This is a genomic window from Actinocorallia lasiicapitis (assembly GCF_054778695.1).
This window is the reverse complement of sequence record NZ_BAAGZI010000221.1, coordinates 1-9,661: the sequence shown is the minus strand read 5'-3', so window position 1 is coordinate 9,661 and position 9,661 is coordinate 1. Positions and strand designations below refer to the sequence as shown.

The 9,661-nt window shown below is 71.0% G+C and carries 8 protein-coding genes and 1 pseudogene; 7 read left to right on the top strand and 2 right to left on the bottom strand.

Features of this window, described 5'->3' with window-relative positions; genetic code table 11:
- From ACYVE7_RS21875 to ACYVE7_RS21860, 4 genes are all read left to right on the top strand, one after another.
- Positions 1-461 (top strand): DrrA family ABC transporter ATP-binding protein (locus ACYVE7_RS21875; RefSeq protein WP_460366851.1); only part of this gene is annotated, 461 nt, incomplete at its 5' end.
- Positions 461-1,231: an ABC transporter permease gene (locus tag ACYVE7_RS21870; RefSeq protein WP_460366850.1), complete on the top strand. Its 771-nt coding sequence runs from the start codon at positions 461-463 to the stop codon at positions 1,229-1,231. The genes ACYVE7_RS21875 and ACYVE7_RS21870, both read left to right, overlap by 1 nt.
- A gap of 3 nt (positions 1,232-1,234) precedes the next feature.
- Positions 1,235-2,128, top strand: coding sequence for an EamA family transporter (locus tag ACYVE7_RS21865; protein ID WP_460366849.1), 894 nt, complete (start codon positions 1,235-1,237; stop codon positions 2,126-2,128).
- Positions 2,129-2,161: 33 nt separating this feature from the next.
- Positions 2,162-3,169 (top strand): COX15/CtaA family protein, encoded by a 1,008-nt coding sequence (locus ACYVE7_RS21860; protein WP_460366848.1) that lies wholly within the window; start codon positions 2,162-2,164, stop codon positions 3,167-3,169.
- A 24-nt stretch (positions 3,170-3,193) separates the two neighbouring features.
- On the opposite strand, the gene ACYVE7_RS21855 is transcribed toward ACYVE7_RS21860, so the two are convergent.
- Entirely contained in the window at positions 3,194-4,387 is a 1,194-nt protein-coding gene (locus ACYVE7_RS21855) for a PrsW family intramembrane metalloprotease (protein ID WP_460366847.1), read from the bottom strand.
- A gap of 40 nt (positions 4,388-4,427) precedes the next feature.
- The gene (locus ACYVE7_RS21850; protein WP_460366853.1) at positions 4,428-5,357 is read right to left on the bottom strand and encodes a heme o synthase; all 930 of its coding nucleotides are present in this window, start codon (positions 5,355-5,357) and stop codon (positions 4,428-4,430) included.
- A gap of 480 nt (positions 5,358-5,837) precedes the next feature.
- Here ACYVE7_RS21850 and tkt point away from each other — a divergent pair, with 480 nt between their 5' ends.
- The 3 genes and pseudogenes from tkt to ACYVE7_RS21835 form a co-directional block, all read left to right on the top strand.
- A complete protein-coding gene (gene tkt / locus ACYVE7_RS21845) occupies positions 5,838-7,871 on the top strand; it encodes a transketolase (RefSeq protein ID WP_460366852.1) in 2,034 nt (677 codons plus the stop codon).
- 2 nt (positions 7,872-7,873) lie between these two features.
- The gene (gene tal / locus ACYVE7_RS21840; RefSeq protein WP_460366846.1) at positions 7,874-8,971 is read left to right on the top strand and encodes a transaldolase; all 1,098 of its coding nucleotides are present in this window, start codon (positions 7,874-7,876) and stop codon (positions 8,969-8,971) included.
- A pseudogene (locus ACYVE7_RS21835) lies at positions 8,968-9,661 on the top strand (glucose-6-phosphate isomerase); the annotation flags it as partial. The gene tal and the pseudogene ACYVE7_RS21835, both read left to right, overlap by 4 nt.

Here is a 9,661-nt window from a genome sequence, read left to right as displayed (position 1 = left end):
TCGTCTTCCTCGACGAGCCGACCACCGGGCTCGACCCGCAGGCCCGCCACGCCACCTGGGAGCTGGTCGGCGAACTGCGCGCCGCCGGGGTCGGCGTCCTGCTGACCACCCATTTCATGGACGAGGCCGAGCAGCTCGCCGACCACGTCGTGATCATCGACCATGGCCGCGTGGTCGCCGAGGGCAGCCCCGCCGAGCTCACCGGCGCCGAACGGCAGCTCCGGTTCCGCGCCCGCACCGGCCTCGGCCTGGACGAGCTGCTGGCGGCCCTGCCCGCCGGGAGCGCCGCCAAGGAGTCCCCCAACGGGCACTACCTGATCGAGGGCGACGTGCGGCCCGAACTGCTCGCCACCGTGACCGCCTGGTGCGCCTCCCACGGCGTGCTCGCCGAAGACCTCCGCATCGAACGCCGCACCCTCGAGGACGTCTTCCTCGAACTTACGGGCCGGGAGCTCCGCTGATGACCGCCGCACTCGACCTCACCCCCCGGCCGCAGGCCGCCCCGCTCAGCCGGATGGTCGCCGCGCAGACCGCCTACGAGCTGAAGGCCGTGCTCCGCAACGGCGAACAGCTCCTGCTCACCCTGATCATCCCCGTCGGGCTGCTCGTGCTGTTCAGCACCACCTCGCTGCTCGACCTCGGCCCCGGCGACCGCGTCGACTTCCTCGCGCCCGGCGTCATCGCCCTGGCGATCATGTCGACGGCCTTCACCGGGCAGGCGATCGGCACCGGGTTCGAACGCCGCTACGGCGTGCTCAAGCGGCTCGGCTCCACCCCGCTGCCGCGCTCGGGCCTGATCCTCGCCAAGACCCTGACGGTCGTGCTGGTCGAACTGCTCCAGGTCGTCGTGATCAGCGTGACGGCGCTGGCGCTCGGCTGGTCCCCGCACGGCAACCCGCTGGCCGCGGTGGTGCTCGTCCTGCTCGGCACGGCCGCGTTCAGCGGGTTCGGGCTGCTGATGGCCGGGACGCTCCGCGCCGAGGCCACCCTGGCCGCCGCCAACCTGGTCTACCTGGTGCTGCTCGTGCTCGGCGGCGTGGTCTTCCCGCTGACCAAGTTCCCCGCCGGGTTCCGCTCAGTGCTGGAGTACCTGCCGATCTCCGCCCTCACCGGCGGGCTGCGCGCCGTCCTCCAGGCCGGTCAGGCGCTGCCCGGGAAGGAGCTGCTGATCCTCGCGGTGTGGGCCGTCGCGGGGCTGGCGCTCGCCGCACGCTTCTTCCGCTGGGAGTAGCCGATGGTCGCGACCACGGGGGGCGTGCGCAGGCACGCCGGGATCGGCTCGGTTCCGCCGTCGCTGCTGGTGCTGCTCGGCATTCTGTCGGTGCAGACCGGAGCCGGTTTCGCCAAGAACCTCTTCACGACGCTGCCGCCCTCGGCCGTCGTGGTGATGCGGCTGCTGACGACGGCCGTCGTGGTCGGGTTCATGGCCCGCAAGGCGCTGCGCGTGATCTTCAAGGCGCACTCCAGGAGCGATCTGCTGGTCGCGGCCGGGCTCGGCGTCGCCCTGGCCGTCATGAACTTCTCGATCTACCAGTCGATCCAGCAGATCCCGCTCGGCATCGCCGTCACCATCGAGTTCCTGGGGCCGCTGCTGGTGTCGGTCGTGGCGTCACGGCGGCGCGCCGACCTGCTCTGGGCGGCGCTGGCGCTGACCGGAGTGGCGCTGCTGGCCAGGGGCGGCGGCGACGTCACCGTCCAGGGGGTCCTGTGGGCGCTGCCGGCGGGCGCGGGCTGGGCCGCCTACATCGTGGCGACGTCCGCGACCGGCGAGCGGATCCCCGGCACCACGGGGCTCGCCGTGGCCAGCATCGTCGGCACCCTCGCCGTGCTGCCGATGGGGATCGGGGCGATCGTCCAGGGCGGCGGGATCGGGCTGCTCAGCCCGCAGGTCCTGCTGATCGGCGTCGCGGTCGGGCTGCTGTCGTCCGTGGTGCCGTACACGCTGGAGCTGGAGGCGCTGCGCCGGATCCCGACCCACGTGTTCGGCATCCTGATGGCGCTGGAGCCCGCCGTGGCCGCGCTGGTGGGCGTGGTCCTGCTCGGCGAGATACTCGGCGCCGTCCAGTGGATCGCGATCGGGGCCGTGATCACGGCCTGCCTCGGCGCGACACGGACCGCCAGAACCTGACCCGGGTCGGGCCACCGGCGAGGCCGTCCTACGATGACTCCCGTGGCGACGACGACCCTCGAATCCAAGAAGACCCCGCTGACCAGGACGGTGATCGACGCCGTCTGGAACCCCACGGCGAAGAACCTGCGGCTGCTGGCCCTGCTGACCGTGATCGTCAACGCGGGCATCGTCTTCAGCGGCGGCGCCGTCCGGCTGACCAAGTCGGGGCTCGGCTGCCCGACCTGGCCGCAGTGCACCGGCGACAGCCTCGTGCCGACGCACAGCCCGCACCACTCCCCCGTCAACATGGCGATCGAGTTCGGCAACCGCACCCTGACCTTCCTGGTGCTGGCCACCGGGGTCGCCGTGTTCGTCGCCGCGCTGCGGTACCGGCCGCGCCGCCCCGAGATCGTCAGGCTGGCGGTGCTCCAGCCGCTCGGCGTGGTCGCCCAGGCCGTCTGGGGCGGGGTGACGGTGCTCACCAAGCTCAACCCGGCGACCGTCGCCGCCCACTACATGCTCTCCACCCTGATGATCTTCCTGGCGTTCTGGCTGTACGTCAGGGCCGGCGAGGGCGACGGGCCCGTCGAACGCCTCGTCGGGACGGCCGTCCGCCGGCTCACCCTGGCGCTGACCGGGGTCGTGGTGGCCCTGCTCGCCGCCGGGACCATCGTCACCGGCAGCGGCCCCCACGCTGGGGACGACGCCGCGCGCCGCTTCCCCTTCTCCATCGACCACGTCGCCAAGGTGCACGCGTTCCTCGCCTGGGTGACCGTCGCCCTGGTCGTCGCGCTGATGGTCGTGCTGCACCGGACGGGCGCCGCCGCGCGGATCCAGCGGGCCGGACGGCTGCTGCTGGCGGCCGTGCTGCTCCAGGGGGCCCTCGGCTACGCCCAGTACTTCCTGTTCGCCTACGTCAGCGGGCATCCGGGACACGACCTGCTCACGGCCGTCCAGACCAACTTCGTGGGCGTCCACATGCTCGGCAGCGCCCTGCTGTGGATCGCCACGCTGCACGTGCTGTTCGCCGAGCGCGTCCGCCCCGCCGTCGCCGCCTAGACCCCTGAAGCCAGACCCCGGGAGCTAGACCCCGGGAGCGGGCGGCGGGGCGAAGCCCGAACGGCCCCAGGGCGCCTGGTAGGGCTGGTGCGGCTGGCTGAGGAACGCCTGGCGCGACAGGTACATCAGGTGCAGTAGCTGGTTCTGCCGGGTGGTGAAGGACGGGGCGTCGAGCACCCCGGCGTCCATCCGCTGGTGCAGCAGGACCAGCTCGGTCGCGGCGAGCTGGTAGTCGCTCATCGCGCGCGCAGCGCCCTTGCCGCCCACCTGGCGGGCCCAGTGCCGCGCCACCCGCCGCTGCGGCATGTGGCTGAGCATCTGGACGTCCTGCGGCGACACCAGCCCCGTCCCGGCGTACAGCGGCAGGTAGACGCCGATCTCGCGGACCAGGGTGCGGCGCTCGTTGAAGATCAGCCAGAGCAGGACCAGCAGCACGCAGAAGTCGAACAGGTAGGCCACCAGCAGGCCCTTGATCCCCCAGTGGGTGGAGGCGTTCCACATGGCGTGCAGGGCCATCGCGCCCAGCAGGCCCAGCACCAGCGCCGTCGTCCGGCCGGTGCGGTGGTTGGCGGCGTAGGCGACACCCAGGCCCGTCATGGCCGTGAACAGCGGATGGCCGAACGGCGAGATCAGCCCGCGCAGGATGAACACCGACTCCAGCGACTTCACCCCGCCGGGGCCGTCCAGCGCCTGCATGTAGTAGGAGATGTTCTCCATCATCGCGAAGCCCAGGGCGACCATCGCGGCGTAGACGATGCCGTCGGTGACGCCGTCGATCTCGTTCCGCCGGAACCACAGCAGGACGAACAGCACGGAGCCCTTCAGCGACTCCTCGATCACCGGGGCGCCGACCGCGGCCGTCCAGAACCGCCCGCCGGAGTCCCCGAACAGCGGCTCGGTGATGTAGTGGTATCCGAGGGTGTTGAGCAGCAGCGCGCCCAGCACGGCCACGCCCGCGCCCCACAGGAACGCGAAGACGAGGTCCTTGGCGGGCTCGGGCTCCAGCCGGTCCAGCAGCAGCACGGCGGCCACCAGCAGCGGCACCGGCAGGATCGCCAGGCCGAGACCGACCAGGAAGGAGTTGCCGCCCAACAGGGCGAAAAGCCCCAGCGCGCCCATCGCGCAGAGGCTGGAGACGACCATCCCGACGATCAGCTTGACCGACGGACGCCCCGGAGAACGTCCGTCCAGGATCGCCTGGGGGTCGAGGGTCGCCATGTCCGCGAGCGTAACCGAACTTGCCGCGTGGGGGCCAACGTCAGAACTTGATCAAGGGGTCGACGGCGACGGCGGTGAACAGCAGCGCCAGATAGGTGTTGGAGAGGTGGAAGAACCGCATGGGCCGCAGCAGCGCCCCGGTGAGGCCGCTGTTGACCCGGCCGAGCAGCCGGTGCCCCTCGACCAGGATGATCGCGCCGAGCGCGATCGCGACGCCGCCGTAGACGGCCGTCAGACCGGCGACCGGCCAGAGCGCCAGGGAGCAGAGCACGGTAGCCCAGGTGTAGACGAGGGACTCGATCGCCACGCGCTTCTCGGTGGCCACGACCGGCAGCATCGGGACGCCCGCGATCGCGTAGTCCTCGCGGTACCGCATCGCCAGGGTCCAGGTGTGCGGCGGCGTCCACAGGAACACCACACCGAACAGGACGAACGGGGCGAGCGCCAGCGAACCGGTGACGGCCGCCCAGCCGATCAGCACCGGCATACAGCCCGCGATGCCGCCCCACACGACGTTCTGCTTCGTCCGCCGCTTCAGCAGCAGCGAGTACACGAAGATGTAGTAGAGGATCGCCGTGACGCTCAGCGCCGCTGCCAGCGCGTTGACGGTGGCCAGGAAGCCGATGGTCGACAGCACGCCCAGCGCGAGGCCGAAGATCAGCGCCGCGGTCGGGCTCACCTGGTGGCGGGCGAGCGGGCGGCGGCGGGTGCGGCGCATCTTGGCGTCGATGTCGCGGTCGATGAAGCAGTTGACGGCGTTGGCGCTGCCGGCCGACATCGTGCCCCAGAGCAGCGTGAACGCCACCAGGCTGAGATCGGGCAGCCCCTTGGCCGCCAGGAACATCACGGGTAGCGTGGTGATCAGCAGAAGCTCGATGACCCGGGGCTTGGTCAGGGCGACATAGGCGCCGATCTTGGCTCCGAGCGAGACGGCCGGTCCGTCCACCACGGGGATGGACTCGTCGTGCAAGGACTCGTCCGCCGGGAGCTCGATACCGGACGCGCCGTCGAGCCTGTTACTGAGCACCGTCACAACAGGGAAGCCTTCTGCATGTAGGGATCCGCGACCGCCCCGTGCGACCGCGCCATCACTGTAGTCCCGACCAGGGCGGGGTCCACCACCGGGTGCGGTGTTTCACCTAGCTTCTCCCCCGGCCGCGTGACTCGCGCCCAGGGTTACCCGGGAAATGATCGGGCATGTCCCTGGTATTCGGGGGAAGGCCGAGACCCAAGTGGTTTAGACCAATCCCTTGAAGCGCCATAATGAGTAGGCTCGCCGGTGGAGATCAGCATGTGCTGGTCACGCAGATCACGCGAGCGACGGGCGCGGTCACGCCGAACCCGATAAAAATCTTGGAAGGACCGAAGAGTTCCGGTGACTACCAACGACTTCACCCTTGACTGGTCCGAGCTGGACACCAAGGCCGTGGACACCGTCCGCGGCCTCGCGATGGACGCCGTCGAGAAGGTGGGCTCCGGGCACCCGGGCACGGCCATGAGCCTGGCTCCGGCGGCCTACCTCCTGTTCCAGAAGTTCCTCCGGCACGACCCGAGCGACCCCGAATGGGCGGGTCGCGACCGGTTCGTCCTGTCGTGCGGCCACTCCAGCCTCACCCTCTACATCCAGCTGTACCTCTCGGGCTACGGGCTCTCGCTCGACGACCTGAAGGCGCTGCGCACCTGGGGCTCGCTGACCCCGGCCCACCCCGAGCACGGCCACACCGCCGGCGTCGAGACCACCACCGGTCCGCTGGGCGCGGGCTTCGCGAACGCCGTGGGCATGGCGATGGCCGCCCGCCGCGAGCGCGGCCTGTTCGACCCCGACGCCCCGACCGGCGAGTCGCTGTTCGACCACACCATCTGGGTGTTCGCCTCCGACGGCGACCTCCAGGAGGGCATCAACCACGAGGCCGCCTCGATCGCCGGTCACCAGCGGCTCGGCAACCTCGTCGTCGTCTACGACGACAACAAGATCTCCATCGAGGACGACACCGCGATCGCGATGTCCGAGGACGTCCTCGCGCGCTACGAGGCCTACGGCTGGGACGTCCACCGCGTGGACTGGACCAAGACCGGCGAGTACCACGAGGACGTCAAGGGCCTGGCCGAGGCGCTGGCCGCCGCGAAGGCCGAGACCGGCCGCCCGTCGTTCATCGCGCTCCGCACGATCATCGGCTGGCCCGCGCCGAACAAGAAGAACACCGGCAAGATCCACGGTTCCGCGCTGGGCAAGGACGAGGTCCGCGCCACCAAGGAGCTGATGGGCTTCCCGCCGGAGGTCGACTTCTTCGTCGACGAGAAGGTCCTGGACCACTCCCGCGGCGTCATCGCCAAGGGCAAGGCCGAGCACGCCGCCTGGGACGAGCGGTTCGCCGCCTGGTCGGCCGCCCACCCCGAGCGCGCCGCCGAGTTCCAGCGGATCGCCGCGCGCCGGCTGCCCGAGGGCTGGACGGCCAAGCTGCCCGAGTTCCCCGGCGGCAAGGACCTCGCGACCCGCGCGGCCTCCGGCGAGGTGCTGTCGGCGATCGGCCCGGTGCTGCCCGAGCTGTGGGGCGGCTCCGCCGACCTCGCCGAGTCGAACAACACCACGATCAAGGGCGAGAAGTCCTTCATCCCGGCCGAGTTCGCCACCGCGGAGTTCCCCGGCAACCCCTACGGCCGCACGCTGCACTTCGGCATCCGCGAGCACGCCATGGGCGCGATCCTCAACGGCATCGCCCTGCACGGCGGCACCCGCCCCTACGGCGGCACCTTCCTGGTCTTCTCCGACTACATGCGCCCGTCGGTGCGGCTCGCCGCGCTGATGAAGCTGCCGGTGACCTTCGTGTGGACCCACGACTCCATCGGCCTGGGCGAGGACGGCCCGACCCACCAGCCGGTCGAGCACCTGGCCACGCTGCGCGCCATCCCCGGCCTCGACGTCGTCCGCCCGGCCGACGCCAACGAGACCGTGGTGGCCTGGCGCACGATCCTGGAGCACACCGACCGTCCGGCCGGCCTGTGCCTGACCCGCCAGAAGGTCGCGACCTTCGACCGGAACGTCTTCGCGTCCGCCGAGGGCACCGCCAAGGGCGGCTACGTCCTCGCCGACGCCTCGACCGGCGCCCCGGAAGTGATCCTCATCGCGACCGGCTCGGAAGTCGAGATCGCCGTGGCGGCCCGTGAGACGCTCGAGGCGGAGGGCACCCCGACCCGGGTGGTCTCGATGCCGTGCGTGGAGTGGTTCGACGCGCAGGACGCCGCCTACCGGCAGGCCGTGCTGCCGCCGTCGGTCCGCGCCCGCGTGTCGGTCGAGGCCGGACTGGCACTGGGCTGGCGCGACCTCGTCGGCGACGCCGGCGAGTCGGTCAGCCTGGAGCACTTCGGCGCCTCCGCCGACTACAAGACCCTGTACGAGCAGTTCGGCATCACCCCGGCCCACGTGGTGGCCGCGGCCAAGGCCAGCCTCACGAAGGCGGGCAAGGGCGAGACGACGGGAAACTGAAAATGTCTGACAAGCTGAAGGCCCTCTCCGACGAGGGCGTGTCCATCTGGCTCGACGACGTCAGCCGGGAGCGGCTGCGCTCGGGCAACCTCGCGCAGCTCGTGCGCGACAAGAACGTCGTCGGGGTCACCTCCAACCCCACGATCTTCGCGAACGCGCTCGCCAAGGGCGACGCCTACGACGAGCAGCTCCGTGAGCTCGCCGAGCGCGGCGTCGGCGTCGAAGAGGCGTCCCGGGTGATCCCGGCCTACGACATCCGCTGGGCGTGCGACGTGCTCCGGCCGGTGTTCGACCGGACCGACGGCGTCGACGGCCGGGTCTCGATCGAGGTCGACCCGCGGCTGGCGCGCCGGACCGACGCGACCATCGGCGAGGCCAAGGCGCTCGCCTGGCTGGTCGACCGGCCCAACCTGCTGATCAAGATCCCCGCCACCGAGGAGGGCCTGCCGGCGATCACCGCGGTGCTCGCCGAGGGCATCAGCGTCAACGTCACGCTGATCTTCTCCCTGGAGCGCTACGGCGACGTCATCGACGCCTTCTTCGCCGGTCTGGAGCAGGCCAAGGCCAACGGCGAGGACCTGTCGAAGATCGTCTCGGTGGCGTCGTTCTTCGTGTCGCGCGTCGACACCGAGATCGACAAGCGGCTGGAGAAGCTCGGCAAGGGCGAGCTGAAGAGCAAGGCCGGGGTCGCCAACGCGCAGCTCGCCTACGAGCTGTACGAGCAGAAGTTCTCCAGCGACCGCTGGAAGGCCCTGCAGGCTGCGGGCGCGCGCCCGCAGCGCCCGCTGTGGGCCTCGACCGGCGTCAAGGACCCGGCGCTGCCCGACACCCTGTACGTCACCGAGCTGGTCGCCCCCGACACCGTCAACACGATGCCCGAGGCCACCCTCAACGCCACCGCCGACCACGCGCCGCTGCACGGCAACGCGATCGCGGGCTCCTACGAGGCCGCGCACGCGTTCTTCGCCGAGCTCAAGGCCGCGGGCGTCGACTACGACGACGTGGTGAAGGTGCTCGAGGACGAGGGCGTCGAGAAGTTCGACGTGTCCTGGAACCAGATGCTCGACACGATCAAGCAGTCGCTGGAGGCCAAGGCGTGACCTCGGTCGTCACGGCCGCCGCAGGCGTGATCGTCACCGCGCGTGGGGACGCCGTCACCGAGACCGAGACCGTTCTCGAACGGCTCGTCTCCGACGGTGTTCCCGGCGCGTTGACGTCCCGGAACTCCCATCTGTGGGGCCCCGACGCCATATCCGAGGCGTCGCGGCGTCTCGGCTGGCTCGATCTTCCGGACACCTCACGCCCGCTCGTCGAGCCGCTGACGGCACTGGCCGATGAGTACCGGGCCGACGGCCTGGACCACATCGTGCTGGCGGGGATGGGCGGTTCCTCGCTCGCCCCCGAGGTCATCGCGCGGACGGCGGGGGCGGCCCTGACGGTCCTGGACACCACCGACCCGCACCAGGTCGCGCGGGCGCTCGCCGACCGGATCGAACGCACGGTCGTGGTGCTCGCCTCCAAGTCGGGTGGCACGATCGAGACCGACAGCCTGCGCAGGCTGTACGAGCAGGCGTTCCGTGCGGCGGGCATCACCGGTGACGAGCTGAAGCGGCGGTTCGTGGTCGTCACCGACCCGGGTTCGCCGCTGGAGATCTCGGCCCGGCAGGCCGGGTACCACGTGGTCCTCGCCGATCCCGACGTCGGCGGCCGCTACTCGGCGCTCACCGCGTTCGGGCTCGTCCCCGCGGCGCTGGCCGGGGTGGATGTGCGGCGGCTGCTGGCCGAGGCGG